Origin of the sequence: Agrobacterium larrymoorei (assembly GCF_037722385.1) — a bacterium.
In the GTDB taxonomy this organism is placed as follows: Bacteria; Pseudomonadota; Alphaproteobacteria; order Rhizobiales; family Rhizobiaceae; genus Agrobacterium; species Agrobacterium larrymoorei_C.
Genome location: NZ_JBBKAQ010000003.1, coordinates 13,428 through 30,536, shown reverse-complemented (window position 1 = coordinate 30,536; position 17,109 = coordinate 13,428). Strand labels below are relative to the sequence as shown.

At 57.5% G+C, this 17,109-nt stretch carries 16 protein-coding genes; 6 read left to right on the top strand and 10 right to left on the bottom strand.

What is annotated here, in order from left to right; genetic code table 11:
* The first annotated feature begins 144 nt into the window (after positions 1-144).
* The 6 genes from WKI41_RS05180 to WKI41_RS05155 all read left to right on the top strand — a co-directional run bounded on the left by WKI41_RS05180 (position 145) and on the right by WKI41_RS05155 (position 8,241).
* The gene (locus WKI41_RS05180) at positions 145-1,710 is read left to right on the top strand and encodes a VOC family protein (protein ID WP_340192454.1); all 1,566 of its coding nucleotides are present in this window, start codon (positions 145-147) and stop codon (positions 1,708-1,710) included.
* A gap of 100 nt (positions 1,711-1,810) precedes the next feature.
* A complete protein-coding gene (locus WKI41_RS05175) occupies positions 1,811-4,606 on the top strand; it encodes a DUF2339 domain-containing protein (RefSeq protein ID WP_340192453.1) in 2,796 nt (931 codons plus the stop codon).
* A gap of 57 nt (positions 4,607-4,663) precedes the next feature.
* Positions 4,664-5,305 carry an HD domain-containing protein gene (locus WKI41_RS05170; protein ID WP_340192452.1) on the top strand — a complete coding sequence of 214 codons (642 nt, stop codon included), beginning with the start codon at positions 4,664-4,666 and terminating at the stop codon, positions 5,303-5,305.
* Positions 5,306-5,315: 10 nt separating this feature from the next.
* Entirely contained in the window at positions 5,316-6,161 is an 846-nt protein-coding gene (locus tag WKI41_RS05165; RefSeq protein ID WP_340192451.1) for an MOSC domain-containing protein, read from the top strand.
* Positions 6,162-6,251: 90 nt separating this feature from the next.
* The gene (locus WKI41_RS05160; RefSeq protein ID WP_340192450.1) at positions 6,252-6,539 is read left to right on the top strand and encodes a GIY-YIG nuclease family protein; all 288 of its coding nucleotides are present in this window, start codon (positions 6,252-6,254) and stop codon (positions 6,537-6,539) included.
* Positions 6,540-7,014: 475 nt separating this feature from the next.
* Positions 7,015-8,241, top strand: a complete 1,227-nt coding sequence (locus tag WKI41_RS05155; RefSeq protein WP_340192449.1) for an MFS transporter — start codon at positions 7,015-7,017, stop codon at positions 8,239-8,241.
* Positions 8,242-8,261: 20 nt separating this feature from the next.
* Here the strand turns inward: WKI41_RS05155 and recO are convergent, their stop codons facing one another.
* From recO to WKI41_RS05105, 10 genes are all read right to left on the bottom strand, one after another.
* Entirely contained in the window at positions 8,262-9,041 is a 780-nt protein-coding gene (gene recO / locus WKI41_RS05150; RefSeq protein ID WP_340192448.1) for a DNA repair protein RecO, read from the bottom strand.
* Positions 9,042-9,194: 153 nt separating this feature from the next.
* Positions 9,195-9,548, bottom strand: coding sequence for a response regulator (locus WKI41_RS05145; protein ID WP_340192447.1), 354 nt, complete (start codon positions 9,546-9,548; stop codon positions 9,195-9,197).
* Between the two features lie 230 nt (positions 9,549-9,778).
* A complete protein-coding gene (locus WKI41_RS05140) occupies positions 9,779-10,531 on the bottom strand; it encodes a Crp/Fnr family transcriptional regulator (RefSeq protein ID WP_340192446.1) in 753 nt (250 codons plus the stop codon).
* Positions 10,532-10,737: 206 nt separating this feature from the next.
* Complete coding sequence (gene era / locus WKI41_RS05135; protein ID WP_340192445.1) at positions 10,738-11,697, bottom strand: GTPase Era; 960 nt, start codon at positions 11,695-11,697, stop codon at positions 10,738-10,740.
* A 10-nt stretch (positions 11,698-11,707) separates the two neighbouring features.
* Positions 11,708-12,427 carry a ribonuclease III gene (gene rnc / locus WKI41_RS05130; protein WP_340192444.1) on the bottom strand — a complete coding sequence of 240 codons (720 nt, stop codon included), beginning with the start codon at positions 12,425-12,427 and terminating at the stop codon, positions 11,708-11,710.
* Complete coding sequence (gene lepB, locus WKI41_RS05125) at positions 12,424-13,170, bottom strand: signal peptidase I (protein WP_340192443.1); 747 nt, start codon at positions 13,168-13,170, stop codon at positions 12,424-12,426. Before lepB ends, rnc begins: the two co-directional genes overlap by 4 nt.
* A 137-nt stretch (positions 13,171-13,307) precedes the next feature.
* Positions 13,308-13,712, bottom strand: coding sequence for a holo-ACP synthase (gene acpS / locus WKI41_RS05120; RefSeq protein WP_340192442.1), 405 nt, complete (start codon positions 13,710-13,712; stop codon positions 13,308-13,310).
* Positions 13,709-14,287 (bottom strand): DUF2062 domain-containing protein, encoded by a 579-nt coding sequence (locus tag WKI41_RS05115; RefSeq protein ID WP_340192441.1) that lies wholly within the window; start codon positions 14,285-14,287, stop codon positions 13,709-13,711. Before WKI41_RS05115 ends, acpS begins: the two co-directional genes overlap by 4 nt.
* Positions 14,288-14,505: 218 nt before the next feature.
* Entirely contained in the window at positions 14,506-14,652 is a 147-nt protein-coding gene (locus tag WKI41_RS05110) for a DUF3563 domain-containing protein (RefSeq protein ID WP_340192440.1), read from the bottom strand.
* Between the two features lie 191 nt (positions 14,653-14,843).
* Entirely contained in the window at positions 14,844-17,078 is a 2,235-nt protein-coding gene (locus tag WKI41_RS05105; RefSeq protein ID WP_340192439.1) for a RelA/SpoT family protein, read from the bottom strand.
* Between the last annotated feature and the right edge of the window lie 31 nt (positions 17,079-17,109).

Here is a 17,109-nt window from a genome sequence, read left to right as displayed (position 1 = left end):
AGGCATACCGCCGATGGAATAGGCGAAATACAGATGTCGTACAGGCGGTGATAAGGATATGAACACATCGTTCTTTCGGGCGTGGATTGCGAAATCCGCCAGGACAATGAAGATGGCTTCATTAACGACAGTCTGGAGACACGCATGACATCCGCCCTCGGCATTCACCACATCACCATGATCACGCGTAAGGTTCAGGCCAATGTGGATTTCTACGCCGGTTTTCTGGGGCTGCGACTGGTGAAGCGGACGGCCGGCTTCGAAGACGCCATGCAGTTGCATCTCCTTTACGGCGACTACGCGGCCTCCCCCGGCTCTTTGATGACATTTCTTGTTTGGGAAGACGGTGGACACGGACGCGTCGGTTACGGCCAGACACTTGAAGTGTCTCTCGCCATTGATCCCGCGAGCATAGGCTTTTGGCTGACGCGCGCTCTGCAGGCGGGCGTTCATACAGAAGGACCGATGGAGGAGTTCGGTGAACCGGTCATCCGGCTGAAGGACCCCGACGGCATCATCCTCAAGCTCGTCGGCACCGGCGCGTTTCCCGAAGCCCAGCCGCATGACGCGCTCGGCATTCCGCTGGAACACGCCATCCGCCGCATCCGCGGCGCTACCGTTCTGAGCGAAGTGCCGGAAGAGACCGAAAGCTTCTTCTCCAATTATTTCGGCTACGCGCGGCAGGACAAGCAGGGAGCAATCCGCCGCATGTCATCCACCTCGGGCGATGTTATCGATGTTCGTGACGCGACGGGTTTCTGGTCCAGTGCGCCGGGAACAGGCACGGTTGACCATATCGCCTTTCGCGCTGGCGATATGAACGAATTGGACGAGACGCTGAAGCGGCTGAAATCGTTGAACTCTTCCACGACCAATGCGCATGACCGAAAATACTTTCACTCGCTCTATGTGCGCGAGCCGGGCGGCGTTCTGATCGAGATGGCGACCGACGCGCCGGGCATGACCGTCGACGAGCCGCTGGAAAAGCTTGGCGAGGAATTGTTCATTCCGCCGCTTTTTATGCGCGATGAGGAAGACGTGCGCGTGGCGCTCCCACAATTTTCCATGCCGGGAGAGGAGCGTGTCATCTACCGCGACCTGCCTTTCGTGCATCGTTTTCACACACCTTCCAAACCTGACGGCAGCACCGTCGTTCTGCTTCACGGCTCCGGCGGCAGCGAGACCAGCCTGATGGCGCTGGCGCATCGCGCCAATCCCATCGCCACGCTGCTCGGCGTGCGCGGCCGTAGCACTGAAGAGGATGTGGCACGCTGGTTTCGGCGCTTCGGCGATCTCAACTTCGACCAGAAGGATATTGCGTCTGAAGCGGAAGCCTTTGCCGCCTTCATGGACGGTGCGGTCCAGTCTTACGGCATTGATCGCACCAAGCTCAGCTTCATTGGACACTCCAACGGCGCAAACTTCCTTGCCGCCTTCTTCGCCCTTCACCCCGATTGGGCGGCCGATGCTTTGCTGCTTCGCCCGATGCAGGTCCTCGAGCACTGGCCTGCCGTCGATTTCGCCTCCAAGCGCTTCCTACTCGCCGCCGGGGAGACTGACAGACACCGCGACAGGGCACATGGGCTTGCAGACACTCTGAAAGGCAGCGGCGCCGAAGTAGAGGTCAGAGTTTTGCCGAGCAATCACGATCTTGGATTTGACGATGTCGAGTTAGCCAAGGAATGGATCGCTGACCGCACCAGCAGCTGAGGAGCATGCTAAACGACGCGACGGGAATCAAAAGAGGCCAAGACGCTTGCAGATACCGCAATAAAAGGCTTTAAAAAACAGAGCTATACGCGGAGTGCTTATGACGTCTTTCCTGCTGCTTCTTATCGTCGGCTATGTTGTTGCGTTTTTCTACACCTTAAACGCCAGCATAAAGAATTCCAGACGCCTCGCAGAGCTTGAAAAGGAAGTCACGAACCTCAAGGCCCAGATGGCGGCAGGTATTTCGCCGGTTACCGTCTCCGCAGAGACTCAAGAGCCGTTGAAAGAAGCAGCCGACGTCGCCGCTGAAAACGCGCCCCGCCCAGCTTTGCAAGCCGAGGTGGACGCTCCCGAAGAAGATCAAAACACTCTATCACCTCCACTGCCAACCCCCTCAACGGCGGAAGGATTCAAGCAGGAAGAAGCTGTCTCCGTCGACGCTGCAACCAAGCAGTCGGCGCAGAAGGAAAGCTTCGAAAGCCGGCTTGGCGCCCGTTGGGCCGTGTGGCTGGGCGGCATCACGCTTGGTCTTGGCGGCATATTGCTGGTCAAATACTCCATCGAAAATGATCTTCTGAGCCCCGCCGTGCGGCTTGCCATGGCGGCCCTCTTCGGTCTTCTGCTTGCAGCTGCCGGTGAAGCGATCCGCCGCCGGGCAATGCCAGGCATCGCGGCTGCCTATTCCAACGCCATGATCCCCGGCGTGCTGACTGCCGCCGCCTCGCTGACACTCTTTGGCGTGGTCTTCGCCGCTTACGGCATCTACGAATATATCGGACCGACGACGGCCTTCATCCTGCTTGCGCTGGTGGCTTTCGCCACACTCGGCTTGTCGCTGCTCCATGGTCAAGCGCTCGCAGGGCTGGGGCTGTTCGGCTCGATGGTCACGCCGGCTTTGATCGCCAGCGAGACACCGAACTTCTGGGCGCTCTTCGGCTTCCTCACGGTCTCCTGGGTGGCAACGGCACTTGCAGCGCGATACCAGCGCTGGAAAGTGGTTCCGGCTCTTGCCAACATCGGTCTTGGCCTTTGGACCATCGGCTACACCATGGCGTCGAACACGGTTTCCGCAGAGCCCGTCATGTTTGCCCTTCTCGCCATGATCGCAGGGTCCATCTGGATCTGGCCCGGCAAAGTCTACGAGCATGTCGCAGAAAACCGTTTACCTCCAACGGAAGAAGACTCCGGAAAAGCGGCGAACCGCGTTCTTGCTTTTCTGGCGAGGCCGCCACTGGCGATCAATCTCACTGCGTCGCTGGCGATGGTTCTGACCGCACTTGCCATGCTCGCCACCAGCGCAGGCATCAGCATGCACCCGGCCTTCGTCGTTGCCGTGCTGATCATTGGCCTTGCGGCGCTCGGAGCTGGACGCCTTCATGCGGTTTGGCCCGCCATCTTCGCTTCGCTCGCAGCACTCGGCTGCGCAAATATTCTGGCGCAAAACAGCCTCGATTTCCTGTCGACCGCAAACGTTGTCGCATCACCTGTTTCCGTGGCGGTGGATCACAGCCTGCAGGCGTCGATCACCCGCATCATGGGCATTGTTTTCCTGCTGTTTGCCGTCGAAGCCATCCGTCGTAGAACATCGAAGGATCCGGCCTTCGGGACACTCTGGGCCTTGATCGGCTCGATCGTTCCCGTCGGGCTTGGCGTTATCAGCTTCTTAGAATACGGCAATCTGACGCGCGACTGGCTGCATGCGACCTACGGCTTGGCCGTCGGCCTTGTTCTTTTCGGCGCTGCTTATCGTTTCGACAGAAGCTCGGACACCGCCTTCGGGCGGCCGGTCAACATTCTCGTGGTCGGCTCGTTCCTCGGCTTCCTGTTGACGATCCATGCCCTGACGAATGGACTTGCAACCATCATCCTCATCCCGCTTCTGGGCTTTATCTACGTCCTTGGGACGCAGCGTCGTCCTTGGCCGGCTCTTGCCTGGGTCATGGCGCTCGCACTTATCACCGTCCTTGGCCGGATCGCATGGGAGCCGACGATCGTCGGTCCGCAAAACCTTGGTACCACGCCGGTCTTCAATGCGCTTCTTGCAGGCTATGGCATCCCTGCCCTACTTGCGGCGCTGTCTGCTTGGTTGTTGCGGCATTCTCCTGATGTGCGCGTTCGAAACTTCCTTCAGGCTCTTGCAAGCCTGATGGTGCTGTTGACGCTGGCGATCCTTACCCGCCACGCCATGAACGGCGGCGTATTGAACGATGCCGTGCCAACGCTTGGCGAACAATCCATCTACACGCTGCTGACGATCGGCATGTCCGGCGTGCTGATGACGCTCGACTTGAAGAGCCCCAGCCCGGTCTTCCGCTACGGCTCGATGCTCGCCGGCTGCCTAGCCATGATCAACGTGCTGATTGCGCATTTCTTCGTGCTGAACCCGTACTTCACTGGCGAAAATACCGGACGCTGGCCGTTCTTCAACCTGCTTCTCATCGGCTACCTGCTGCCGGGTGCTGCCTATGCGGGACTGGCATATTATGCACGAGACAAGCGACCTCAGCCTTACGTTGCCCTGCTCGCACTTTGGGGAGCAGCACTTGGCTTTGCCTGGGCCACGCTATCGGTGCGTCGCTTCTGGCAGGGCGAGAATATCGCGGACTGGAAGGGCTTTCTGCAGGGAGAGACCTATAGCTATTCCGTCGTTTGGCTTGCCATTGGCGTGCTGCTTCTGGCGCTCGGTTCACGCTTCGATGCCAAAAGTCTGCGTCTCGCCTCCGCCGCGCTGGTTCTGCTCGCTGTGGCCAAAGCCTTCCTCATTGATATGAGCAATCTGGAAGGCGTGTTGCGCGCACTCTCCTTCATCGGGCTCGGCGTTGTACTCATCGGCATCGGTCTCTTCTACCAGAAGATCCTGACTGCCAAGCCGAAGGAAGACACAGCGCAGCAGTGATTGCGCGGCTGCCTCACCCGCTCTAAAACGCGATCTCACGAGATTGGGGAATCGCGAATGCATGCTGCGTCTTTTGCGCCGTACGAGGCGCTTGCTAAAACGCTCATTCCGCACTCTGCGGAGGGTGACGATGGCTCGCATGATCTTGCGCATATTCACCGCGTCTTCCGCAACGCTATGCGTATCAATGAGCAGGAGGACGGGAACGGGACGGTGCTCGCCGCAAGCGTTCTGCTGCATGATTGCGTGGCAGTCGAGAAGAATTCGCCGCTGCGCTCACAGGCCTCGCGTCTGGCCGCTGAAAAGGCGAGCGGTATCCTTGCCGAACTCGGATGGGCGACCGCCGATATCAACGCGGTAGCCCACGCTATCCTGACACATAGTTTTTCCGCCAATCTCACGCCGGAGACGCTTGAGGCGAAAATCCTGCAGGATGCAGACAGGCTCGATGCCATCGGCATCGTGGGTGCCGCACGCTGCTTCTATATTGCCGGGCGTCTGGGCTCGGCGCTCTACGATCCAACGGATCCCCTCGCGAAGGACCGTCCGCTCGACGACCGTCGTTTTGCCATCGACCACTTTGAAAACAAGCTGTTCAAGTTGGCCGATGGCTTTCAGACCGAGACGGGCCGGCAGCTTGCAAGAGAACGGCATGAGCGCCTTCAACAGGTGCTCGAGATGTTTATGGACGAAATCTGAGGAAAGCTGCATGCAAATTACCCAGCTGAACATCTATCCTGTGAAGAGCGCCAGAGGAATTTCGCTTTCCGAGAGCGCCATCTTAGCTGAAGGATTGCCGGGCGACCGACGTGCCATGCTGGTGGATACCGCGGGCCACTTCATCACGCAGCGCGAACTTCCTGCAATCGCCACGTTGAATGCCGTGCCGGAAAAGGGCGGCTATCGCCTGTCCATCGATGGCAAGGGTGAAACCCTTGCCCTGCCCTCATCCTCCAGGCTTGATGTCACGGTGTGGAGATCCACGGTCAACGCGGCTTTGGCGACGGATGAAGCCAACGCTGCGCTTTCGCAATGGCTGGGACAAGAGATCAAGCTTGCCTTCTTCGACGACCAATCGCAGCGCCTCGCCAGTGTCGAGTGGACCGGCAGCGAAACGCCCGTTACCTTTGCCGACGGCTACCAAATCCTGGTTGCGACCACAGCGTCGCTTGCGGCTCTCAACGCGGACATGCTGGCAAATGGCGAAGACAGTGTCGGCATGGAGCGCTTTCGCCCCAACATCGTGTTGGAGACGGATGACGCATGGGCGGAAGATCGCTGGGCGGCGATCGAGATCAATGGCATTCGCTTCGATCTCGTCAAACCATGTACCCGCTGCATCATGACCACCCAGGACCAGAAAACGGGCTCACGTGACGTGCCCTCCCCGATGAAGGCCATGGGTCGCATCCGCATGTCTGCCGATCGCCGCGTCCCCGGCGTTCTTTTCGGCTGGAACCTGACACCGCGCGGCGAAGGCACGATCAGGCTCGGCGACGTTGCCAAGGTCTTCGACTGGCGCGATGAGCCTTGGCCACTGAAACGACGCGGATAAGCGTTGCTGAAGCGAACCGTATTGCTTCGAAGTCGGTTCGGGATTCGAGATGAGTTTTGCGTGCACGTGAAATCCATGCGATCGTTTTGAATGCGTGAAGGCTATGTCTACATTCTTGCATCCAAGCGAAACGGTACTCTCTACACGGGAGTGACAAGCGATCTTGCCCGTCGATTATACGAACACCAAAATGATCTAACACCAGGTTTTACGAGCAAGTATCAAGTCAAGACACTGGTGTGGTTCGAAACGCATCCACTCATCACCGATGCGATTGCGCGTGAAAAGACCATAAAAAAATGGCCACGCAAGTGGAAGCTCGACCTCATCGAAACGATGAATCCGGATTGGGATGACATCGCCCATTTTCTGCTCTGAAGAAGCATAATGCTCCTCCGTTACCTCCACATGATACGGCGCTTTCCGTATTCAATCAGGCGCGCAAATGCCTACCAAGAGTACTGCGGCGATACCATATCCTCTTCGTCATCCCGCACTTGATGCGGGATCCAGCGTGATCAAGGACTTGATCACAAAAACTCTTTTCGCCTTGCAGACGCAAGGCGGCTAGATTCCGGCTCAAGGCCGGAATGACGAAGGAGGAAATCTCTCGCCCCAAAACAAACGTCTAAGTCTAACCCGGCCATCAGCGTACTGATACAGGATGACGCAGAAGGTGTGGGCACCATTGCTCCAACGACTGGGCGTGGTAAAATGGTTTCCAAACTTCGTGCCGGGAAAACACCAAGCAAGCCGCATGGTCCATCAAACCCGCTGATGCACCTGTCAAGAAAAGTCGCTGGTGCGTGCATACACGGATGACTAATGTTCTTCCCCTATCCGGAGGAAAATCATGGCTACATTATCCAGCGCGTCTATCGGTCGGCCCATGCCGTGGCTGATCATTTTGGCTGGATCGCTGATCGCCGTGATGACGTTTGGGCCGCGCTCGGCAATGGGCTTTTTCCAACTGCCGATGCTGGCGGACACGGGTTGGGATCGCTCCACCTTCGGGCTTGCCATGGCGTTGCAGAACCTTTTCTGGGGACTGGGACAACCCTTCTTTGGCGCGCTGGCGGATAAGTACGGCACAGGACGAGTGCTCATTCTGTCAGGCCTGCTCTACGCGCTTGGGCTCTTGTGCATGTCCTTCGGCACCTCGCCGTTCTGGCTGCATTTCGGCGGCGGCGTGCTGGTGGGGCTCGGCATTGCGGCCGGCTCTTTCAGCGTCATCCTGTCGGCCTTTGCGCGGCACGTGACGCCGGAACAGCGCTCCATGGCTTTTGGGATCGGCACAGCGGCTGGATCTGCCGGCATGTTCATCTTCGCGCCGATCAGCCAAGGATTGATTTCCAATTACGGCTGGTCGGACAGTCTTGTGTTCCTCAGCGTCATGATGCTGCTGGTGCCGCTTCTGGCGTGGCCACTGCGCGGCAACTCGTCCTCCGGGTCGCAGTCGCATGCGCAATTTCAGCAGACCATAGGCGCTGCGCTGAAAGAGGCACTGGGACATAAGAGCTACTTGTTACTGACGACAGGGTTCTTCGTCTGCGGCTTTCAAGTGGCCTTTATCACGGCGCATTTTCCCGCCTATCTTGGCGATATCGGTATCGAGCCGCGCTACGCGGTGATCGCCATGGCGCTCATCGGCTTCTTCAACATCGGCGGATCGCTTGCGGCCGGCTTCATTGGACAGCGCTATTCGAAGCCGCATTTTCTCGCCTATATCTATATCGGCCGTTCAATTGCCGTGACAGCCTTTCTGCTGCTGCCGCAAACACCAGTCTCAGTTGTTATCTTTGCCTCCGTTATGGGCGTTTTGTGGCTCTCCACCGTGCCGCCGACAAACGGGCTCGTCGCCATCATGTTCGGCACCCGTCATCTCGGCATGCTGGGAGGCGTAGTGTTCCTGTCGCATCAGGTCGGCTCGTTTCTTGGCGTCTGGCTTGGTGGCTTCCTCTACGACAAGCTCGGCTCTTACGATCTCGTCTGGTGGCTGGGTGTCGCAATGGGGATCTTCGCGGCGATCGTGCATTGGCCGATCGAAGAGCGACCGGTCGTGCGTCCGGCGATGGCGTGAACATCACAGAGACGAGATGATCAACCCTGTTGACCGAGTGCCCCTGGAGGAGTGACGGTTTCGTCCAACTTCCTCGCCAAGGCCTTCAACGCTGCCTGGACGAAACCGTCGCGGGCGGCATTTTCTTGAATGCCTCTCGGCTCATAGACGTGTCTGTTAAGAAAATGATTCGTCAGTCGGAAAGCGGCAGTGAGGCTCTGGCAGTCTGCAGAAGGTGCATGTGCCTCACCCAGAAAGGGAGGTAGCGCCAGCATCCGGTCCGCATAAGGTGCACCAGCGGCACGCGAGACAGCCCTTCCCGTCTTGGGCGAAACATAGATGAGATCGCTGCGAATTCCGGTCGCCGCACACTCCGTCAGATCGAGACCGAAACCGAGATCGTTCAAGACAGCCAGTTCGAAGCGGACAAACAGTTCGCCAGCATCCGCTGGATCGGAGAGATTATCGAGAATGACGTCGAGTGCCCGGTAGAGATGCGGGTGTGGATCGCGCTCGGGCAATAGCCGCAGCAGCGCACCCATGGCCTGAACGCCATAAACCGCCGTCGCCGTTTCCATCAACTGCGCGGCGCGCAATTGAATTGGCTCGATGCGGTATTCGCCCAAGTGATCATCAAGGCGCGCGCGCCACGTGACGTCGACGCGATTTCCAGCCTGAAGCACCGGCTGCATGGATCGGGAACGGCCACCCCGAACCATCCCCAGATGGCGCCCGCGGGCGCTCGTCATCACCTCGACAATGACGCTCGTCTCGCCATGGCGCTTGACGCCAAGAATAATTGCCTCGTCCTGCCACTGCATAAAGATATCGCCCAGAACTCAAACGCCACGGCAACGATCATGAACGCTCTCGTGCATTGAATCTACACATCGCGCTTGTCGGAAAATCGATTTCGATTTTCGCGCCTAAGCTGCAGATCATTATAACCCGCTTGAGCGCTTTGGGTCCAACGTTTACGCCATCAGGCGGGTGACGAAGCCCTTGAGTTCGGGCTCGGCGAATGGCTTGTCGAGAAGCGGTGTATCGGCAAAATCTTCCGGAAAACCGCTGGTGTCGCCATAGCCGCTGACGAAGCCAAACGGAATGGCGTGATCCTTCAACCGTCTCGCCAATTCATAGCTCATACCGTCAGAGAGATTGACGTCCAAGAGCACGCAGTCCGGGCGCGCACGCTCCAGCGCTTCCTGTGCTTGCGCCAGAGTCGTCACGATTTCGACAGTCTCGACCCCCATCGATTGAAGGCACGCTTCGGCGTCCATCGCAACCAGATACTCGTCCTCGATGATGAGAACCCGCTGAGGCACCATATCTCTTATATTCTCCGGGCCGGGCCTCAAATCGAAGCCTATTGCATTCAGATAAGTTTACGTGGTCCTGACATCGCAGATCACTTCCGTTACGTCATTTAAAAAAGACATATCAGGATACCGGGTGAAGCCCCAGAAATCGTGATTCAGAAGTTGGGGAACTAGGCGGGGGCTTACGCGAGACCGACGGTCTTTAAACTTCTGGACCGATACAGCAGTGAGAAACTGCGCTAAATAAATGGCCGCTTGCCACGGGACTCCCTGTCCCATCCCGCAAGCTGCGCAAGCCCCTCTTCGTCCAGTACAAGACAGCCCTTATCGATCCAGCGGATGAAGTTTCGCTCGGCAAGCTTCTTGAGTGTTTTGTTGGTGTGCACGATGGAAAGTCCGAGCGTATCGGCCACATGCTGTTGCGTGACCGGAATGGGGACGCCCTTTTGCAGCAATCCGACACGTGTTGCCTTTTGATGCAAGAACGCCAGAAGATAAGCGGCGCGCTCGATTGCGGTCCGTCGGCCGACACTCAACAGGTGACTGTCAAGCATGCGCTCTTCACTTGCGGCGATCCAGGTCAAGTCGAAGGCAAGCGACGGATGATCGGTAAGGAGGCTTTGAAGCCGACCACGTTCGAAGACACAAAGCGTCACTGGTGACAAGGCTTCGACCGAATGCTGCATCTCTCCCATCACGGTACCCTGGAGACCCACCAGATCTCCAGGCATGAGATAGTTCAAGATCTGCCGACGCCCGTCCTCCAGCGTTTTGTAGCGAAAGCCCCAGCCTTCCAGAACGGTGAACAGATGGGCGCTGTGCGATCCTTCCATCAGAATCAATGAGCCGCTTTCAACCGACAGTTCGCCCGTCTTGAAATTGGAAACGAAATCAAGCTCTGGTGGAGTGAAATCACGGAAATGCGGCATGTCACGAAGCGGGCATTCTTCACATGGCGTGGTGGAAACGCCGCTCGGCTTTTTGGGAGACATGACAATCCGTTGGAGGCAAGAAATGAAGTCGCGGTATCAAACGTATAAGAGGTATCATGGAACCTCTTTCCGCATTCTTGCGAAGAGTTTCATGACGGCATGAAATATCGGCGAGCCGTGACAGTTTAACCGCCGCCTGCTCGCCGTAATGCTGGTTTTTATGCAGGTCTCATCCGCGAGGTGATTATCCCTCGCGGAACTTGAGTTCAATTGCGCGGGAATTCCAGACCCATCTCGCGGAAGCGTTCCGGGTCGTCGCCCCAGTTCTCTCTGACCTTGACGAAGAGGAAGAGGTGAACTGGCTGCTCGAGGATTTCCGAAAGCTCTTTGCGAGATGCGGATGAAATGGCCTTGATCGCCTCTCCGCCCTTGCCAAGCGCGATCTTCTTCTGGCTATCACGCTCGACGTAGATGACCTGCTCGATGCGAACCGAGCCGTCCTTACGCTCTTCCCATTTTTCCGTCTCTACGTGAGAGGCATAGGGCAGTTCCTGGTGCAAACGCAGGAACAGCTTTTCGCGCGTGATCTCCGCTGCGAGCTGGCGCATCGGCAGATCGGAAATCTGATCTTCAGGATAGTACCACGGGCCCTGCGGTAACTCGCTCGACAGATAATTCATCAAGTCATCACAGCCAGAACCATTGGTAGCGGAAATCATGAAGGTGCGGTCGAAAGCAACGATGTCGTTTGCGGCAGCTGCGAGCTTTAGAAGATCCTCGCGCTTCACCTGGTCGATCTTGTTGAGGCAGAGGATTTTCTTCTGACGAACGTCTTTCAGACCTTCCAGAATGTTTTCTGCATCACCCTTCAGACCGCGCTCGCTATCGATGAGCAGCAGAATGACGTCAGCATCCTTGGCGCCGCCCCAAGCGGAGGTGACCATGGCACGGTCCAGCCTGCGACGCGGCTTAAAGATGCCAGGCGTGTCCATGAAGACGATCTGAGCATTGTCGTGAATGGCGATGCCACGCATCACGGCACGCGTCGTCTGCACCTTGTGGCTGACGATCGAGACCTTGGCACCGACCAGCCGGTTGACGAGCGTCGATTTGCCGGCATTGGTTGGTCCAATGAGCGCAACGAAGCCGGACCGCGTCGGGACGGCTGCCTTGGCATCATCATCATTGCCCTCACCGGGCGCTGCGGCGAAATCATTCTCGGTCATGAATATCCAATCAGTTTGCGGCAGATGGTTTCTGCCAGACGCCTTCGCGTTCCAATAGCTTCGTCGCAGCGGCCTGTTCTGCCGCACGCTTCGAGCGATCGACGCCCGTCTCCGGCGCTACACCGGGAATTTCTACAGTCACCGTGAAGCGAGGATCGTGATCCGGTCCGGAGCGATCGTCAACCCGGTAGTTCGGAGTCGCCGCAAACTTCGCATGCGCCCATTCCTGCAGTTCAGTCTTGGCATCGCGACGCCCGGCATCCGCGCCATTGGCGCGGCCCTGCCAGTATTTCAGAATGAAGCTGCGTGCCGCCTCCAAACCGCCATCCAGATAAATGGTGGCAATCAAGCTTTCTACCACATCGGCGCGTACGTTCAGCATGGCCTTGCCCGTCAATTTCTTGACGTCGGAGCCTGTGCGAATGAAAAGATGCAGGCCCATTTCGTCGGCGATCGCTGCGCAGGAATCGGCGCTGACAAGCTGGTTCAAGCGAACAGAAAGCTCGCCTTCCGTCGCATTGCGAAACGTGGAGAACAGCAGTTCGGCGACACAGAGCCCGAGAACGCGGTCGCCCAAAAATTCCAAACGCTCGTAGTTGCCGGCTTTCGCCGAGCGGGCACTTGCATGTGTCAAGGCCCGGTCAAGCCGGGCCTTTTCCTTGAATTCATATCCGATCAACGCTTCAAGACGGGCGATCTCGTCCGTCTGGAGCGGCTTGGCCTTACTCATCGAACAACCTTGAAGATGCGATCCCAACGCATGTTTGCCGGCCATTCCCAGATGTGGCTGAATGGCGTGTCGTTGCCGAGCGAGAAGAAGATGACGCTTGCGCGGCCAATCAGGTTCTCGGCCGGTACGAAGCCTACGTCGAAGCGGCTGTCCAGCGAGTTATCGCGATTATCGCCCATCATGAAGTAGTGACCTTCGGGAACAATGAACTCGCGCGTGTTGTCGCCACGGCTGTCAGGCGATTGGTCGAGCGTGTCATAGGTCACGCCATTGTCGAGCGTTTCGCGGAATACAGGAACATTGGTGCCTGGATCTGCACGGTAGTCGGAGGTGAAGAAGCCATCTGGCTCCTTCGGAACCGGGTTGCCGTTGATGTAAAGCACGCCATTCGTCACCTGAATGCGGTCACCAGGCAGGCCGACGAGGCGCTTGATGTAATCTACATCCGGGTTTGGCGGAAGGCGGAAGACAACGACATCGCCACGCTTCGGCTCGCTGAACTCCAGAATACGACCGGAGAACAGGTTCGGAGAAAACGGCAGAGAGTATTTGGAATAGCCGTAGGAGAACTTGTTGACGAACAGGTAGTCGCCCACCAGAAGCGTCGGCATCATGGAGCCGGACGGGATGGTAAAAGGCTGGAACAAGACCGTGCGAATAACCATCGCCAGCAGAAGAGCCTGAACGATGACCTTGACGTTTTCCCAGAGGGCGTTCTGCTTCTTTTCTGCTTTTTCGGACACTTAAGAGACCTGTCTGCTCGTTCTTCGTCGTTGTCATAAAACCGCTGAACGGTCTTTTGAGATGCTTTAGTGCCTTTCAGGACCAAAGGAAAGCATTTCTATTGAGATGCGCACCGCAAGACCTTGCCGGTCTGGCGTCATGTTGAAACAGGAAGTGCCTCGATGATGACGAAGGCCTGCGCGTAAGGAAAGTCATCGGTAATGGTCAGGTGGATTACGGCCTCATGCCCCGCCGGCAGCATGGCCTGCAACCGCTCACCTGCTCCATTGGTCAAACGCATCGTCGGCTTGCCGCTTGGCAGGTTGATAACGCCCATGTCCTTCCAGAAGACGCCCTGCGCCAGACCAGTGCCCAGCGCCTTCGAGCACGCTTCCTTCGCCGCAAAGCGCTTGGCATAGGATGCGGCGCGGTTCTTGCGTCGGTCGGATTTTTCTCGTTCCACATCGGTGAAACAGCGATGGGTAAACCTCTCACCAAAGCGTTTGATGGAGGCTTCAACCCGGCGAATGTCGATGAGATCGCTTCCAAGGCCAATAATCATTCAACCACATCCATCACGGTGTTACGGTTTGCAGCACGCGCGGCAATCTCCTGGTGTTTGCGCTGACGGAAGCCGCTGATGACCGCATAGACTGCGGCGTAAGTGACGACGGCGGATATAGCGGCCGGAATAAGCGAACCGACCGCCATCGGTTCCAGAACCGGCCTCCACAACTGCAGGAAGTTCATGTGTGCGAAGATCGAAACGAAATCCACGTGGGCTGCAACCTCATCGCCACTCCGCCCCAAGATGAGATGACCGAGCTCCCATGTGGAAGCCCATATCAGCGGAAATGTCAAAGGGTTGGCGAAAGTCGTTCCAAGTGCCGCTGCAACGAGATTTGCGCGCAGAACGAAGCCGATCACCATGGCAATGATGATATGGATACCGAGGAAGGGTGTCCAGGCAACAGCCACGCCCGTTGCCGCCCCTGCGGCCACCGCGTAGGGCGACGCAGAAAGGCGAACCAGCTTCAACTTCATGTAGCGAAGCGAACGGCGCAGCCCCATCCGGGGCCAGAGCGCGGCGATAAGTCTTTCGGAGAGTTTTGCAGGATGGCGGCGGCGAAATGGCATGAGCGGACTTTATGTCATCGCTGGCATTCCGCCAAGTGGCGAAAACGGCACCACACCCTAAGCGCAGCACAATCACTGCAACACATCACAAATGCTTACACGCGACTTTGAGGATGGCTTAACTGGAAAAGACACACTGCAGTAATATGTCACGCTGCCAGCGGAGCCTGAAGAGCCCCGCACATCCCATGGCGGCATGGCCGCCATGCATTTATGTATTATCTACGGAACATACCGCGATCGACTTCGCGCTGGCGAAGTTCGAGATCGACATTCGATGCCGAGCCGCTGAGATAATCGAATTCGCGTTCCTGAACCGACTTGCCACGAACAGCGCGGGCGATCTTACGAAGCGGTGCAAACATTTGCATTTCCTTTCCAGACGTGAGGCTTTGTCTTCAACGGCAGGATTGCCGGAGGAAACCTCGGTTGCTCTTGATTTCTGGAGTGAAGATAGCTGCTAGATCGCGGAATGACTACGGATAAGACATGGCCGCTGCCATGCATTACGCGCATAGCAGCGGCCTCAAAGGCCTTTATTTAGGCACAGGATGCATCAATCGAAGGCACGTTTCACCGTTGAAACGCAGTCGAGGTCCTTCAATTGAGACAGAAGCTGGTTCAGTTGGCGTAGATCCCATACTTCCACGTCGAGCGACAGCTCGGAAAAATCCGTGCCGATCCGCACCATGTTGAGCGCGCGGATGTTAACATCCAGCGTCGCGATGGATTGCGCCACGGAGGCCAGCGTTCCGGGCTCGTTCAGCGCGTTGATCAACAGCCGCGCCATGAAGCGGGACTTGTTCGCCTCATCGAGATCCCAGCGCACGTCGATCCAGCGTTCCGGCTCATCGTCAAACCGTTGAAGCGCGGGAGACTGGATCGGGTAAATGGTGATCCCCGTCCCCTTCTCCATGATGCCGACGATCCGGTCACCAGGCACTGCCCCTGTCGCACCGAAATGGACTTCGACATTATCGGACAGACCGCGGATCGGCATAGGATCTGGACCATCCAGCACTTCAGTCGCCCCATCATCTTCCATTGCGGAGCGTGACTTGCCCGGGATTTTGAAGATCATACCCGATGCACTGCGCATATTGAACCAGCCGTCGTCGCCGGTCATCTTCACGGTAACGCGCTCATCCTGATAGTCCGGGAAGACTGCGCGCAGCACATCGAGAGACGAGACCTCACCGCGACCGACCGCCGCAATCGCATCCTCCACATCCTTCTGGGCCAGACGATGCAGTACCGGCTTGAGCGCCTCGCGCGAAAACGTCTTGCCAGCACGCTCGAAGGTGCGCTCCAGAATGCGATAGCCGAGGCCCGCATATTGCTTGCGGATCGCCATGCGGGTTGCTCGCCGGATGGCAGAGCGTGCCTTGCCGGTGACAACCACCTCTTCCCAGGCCGCAGGTGGAACCTGGACGCCAGAACGAATGATTTCGACTTCATCACCGTTATTGAGGCGCGTGACGAGCGGCATAATGCGGCCATTGATCTTCGCACCCACGGTGGTGTCGCCGATATTGGTGTGGACGGCATACGCGAAATCGATGGGCGTCGCGCCACGCGGCAGGGCAATGAGCTTGCCCTTTGGCGTGAAACAAAAGACCTGATCCTGAAAGAGTTCAAGCTTCGTGTGCTCGAGAAATTCTTCGGGGTTGTCACCTTCGGCAAGCGATTCGATCGTGTGGCGCAGCCAGGAGTAGGCGTTGGTTTCCGTTGAAAGCTGTTCCGTGTCGCCCGTCTCGCCGTCCTTGTAAAGCGAGTGCGCGGCGATACCGAATTCGGCAATCTCATGCATGCGACGCGTGCGGATTTGCAGCTCGATGCGCTGACGGGACGGACCGACGATGGTGGTGTGGATCGAGCGATAATCGTTCTGCTTTGGCGTCGAGATATAGTCCTTGAAGCGACCAGGAACCACGCGCCAGCGGGTGTGAACGATGCCGAGCGCGCGGTAGCACGACGGGATATCCTGTACGAGAATGCGGAACCCGTAGACATCCGACAATTGCTCGAACGACAGCGACTTGGATTGCATCTTGCGGAAGACCGAATAAGGCTTCTTCTGCCGCCCCTTGACCATGGCGCCTTCGACGCCGTTGGCCAGCAGCAACTCGCGCAGTTCATCCTCGATCTTCTTGATCAGGCCTTCATTGCGCTCTTCCAGTTCCTGCAGTCGCTTGGTCACTGTCTCGAAAGCGTCGGGATTGAGATAGCGGAACGAGAGATTCTCCAACTCGTCGCGCATGTCCTGCATACCCATGCGGCCTGCAAGCGGCGCATAGATTTCCATCGTTTCTTCGGAGATGCGGCTGCGCTTGTCGGCCGGCATATGCTCCATAGTGCGCATATTGTGCAAGCGGTCGGCAAGCTTGACCAGCAGCACGCGAACGTCGTCTGAAATGGCCAGCAATAGTTTGCGGAGATTCTCGGCCTGCTTGGCCTTCTTGCTGACGAGATCGAGCTTCTTGAGCTTCGTCAGACCTTCGACCAGCCGACCGATATCTTCACCGAACATCTCATCGATTTCGGCGCGCGTCGCACTCGTATCCTCGATCGTGTCATGCAGAAGAGCAACCGCGATGGTCGACTCGTCCAGATGCATTTCGGTGAGGATGGCGGCAACTTCCAGCGGATGGGAGATATAGGGGTCGCCATTGGCCCGCTTCTGCTGGCCATGCTTTTGCATCGCGTAAACATAGGCCTTGTTCAACAAGGCCTCATTCACATCAGGCTTGTATGTCTGAACCCGCTCCACGAGTTCGTATTGTCGCATCATGAATGGGATGCCCCGAAAAAGAAAGCGCGCC

Coding starts and splice junctions, on each gene's coding strand:
- WKI41_RS05180 (WP_340192454.1), top strand. CDS start 145: ATGACATCCGCCCTCGGCATTCACCACATCACCATGATCACGCGTAAG.
- WKI41_RS05175 (WP_340192453.1), top strand. CDS start 1,811: ATGACGTCTTTCCTGCTGCTTCTTATCGTCGGCTATGTTGTTGCGTTT.
- WKI41_RS05170 (WP_340192452.1), top strand. CDS start 4,664: ATGCATGCTGCGTCTTTTGCGCCGTACGAGGCGCTTGCTAAAACGCTC.
- WKI41_RS05165 (WP_340192451.1), top strand. CDS start 5,316: ATGCAAATTACCCAGCTGAACATCTATCCTGTGAAGAGCGCCAGAGGA.
- WKI41_RS05160 (WP_340192450.1), top strand. CDS start 6,252: ATGCGTGAAGGCTATGTCTACATTCTTGCATCCAAGCGAAACGGTACT.
- WKI41_RS05155 (WP_340192449.1), top strand. CDS start 7,015: ATGGCTACATTATCCAGCGCGTCTATCGGTCGGCCCATGCCGTGGCTG.
- recO (WP_340192448.1), bottom strand. CDS start 9,041: ATGCAGTGGCAGGACGAGGCAATTATTCTTGGCGTCAAGCGCCATGGC.
- WKI41_RS05145 (WP_340192447.1), bottom strand. CDS start 9,548: ATGGTGCCTCAGCGGGTTCTCATCATCGAGGACGAGTATCTGGTTGCG.
- WKI41_RS05140 (WP_340192446.1), bottom strand. CDS start 10,531: ATGTCTCCCAAAAAGCCGAGCGGCGTTTCCACCACGCCATGTGAAGAA.
- era (WP_340192445.1), bottom strand. CDS start 11,697: ATGACCGAGAATGATTTCGCCGCAGCGCCCGGTGAGGGCAATGATGAT.
- rnc (WP_340192444.1), bottom strand. CDS start 12,427: ATGAGTAAGGCCAAGCCGCTCCAGACGGACGAGATCGCCCGTCTTGAA.
- acpS (WP_340192442.1), bottom strand. CDS start 13,712: ATGATTATTGGCCTTGGAAGCGATCTCATCGACATTCGCCGGGTTGAA.
- WKI41_RS05115 (WP_340192441.1), bottom strand. CDS start 14,287: ATGCCATTTCGCCGCCGCCATCCTGCAAAACTCTCCGAAAGACTTATC.
- WKI41_RS05110 (WP_340192440.1), bottom strand. CDS start 14,652: ATGTTTGCACCGCTTCGTAAGATCGCCCGCGCTGTTCGTGGCAAGTCG.
- WKI41_RS05105 (WP_340192439.1), bottom strand. CDS start 17,078: ATGATGCGACAATACGAACTCGTGGAGCGGGTTCAGACATACAAGCCT.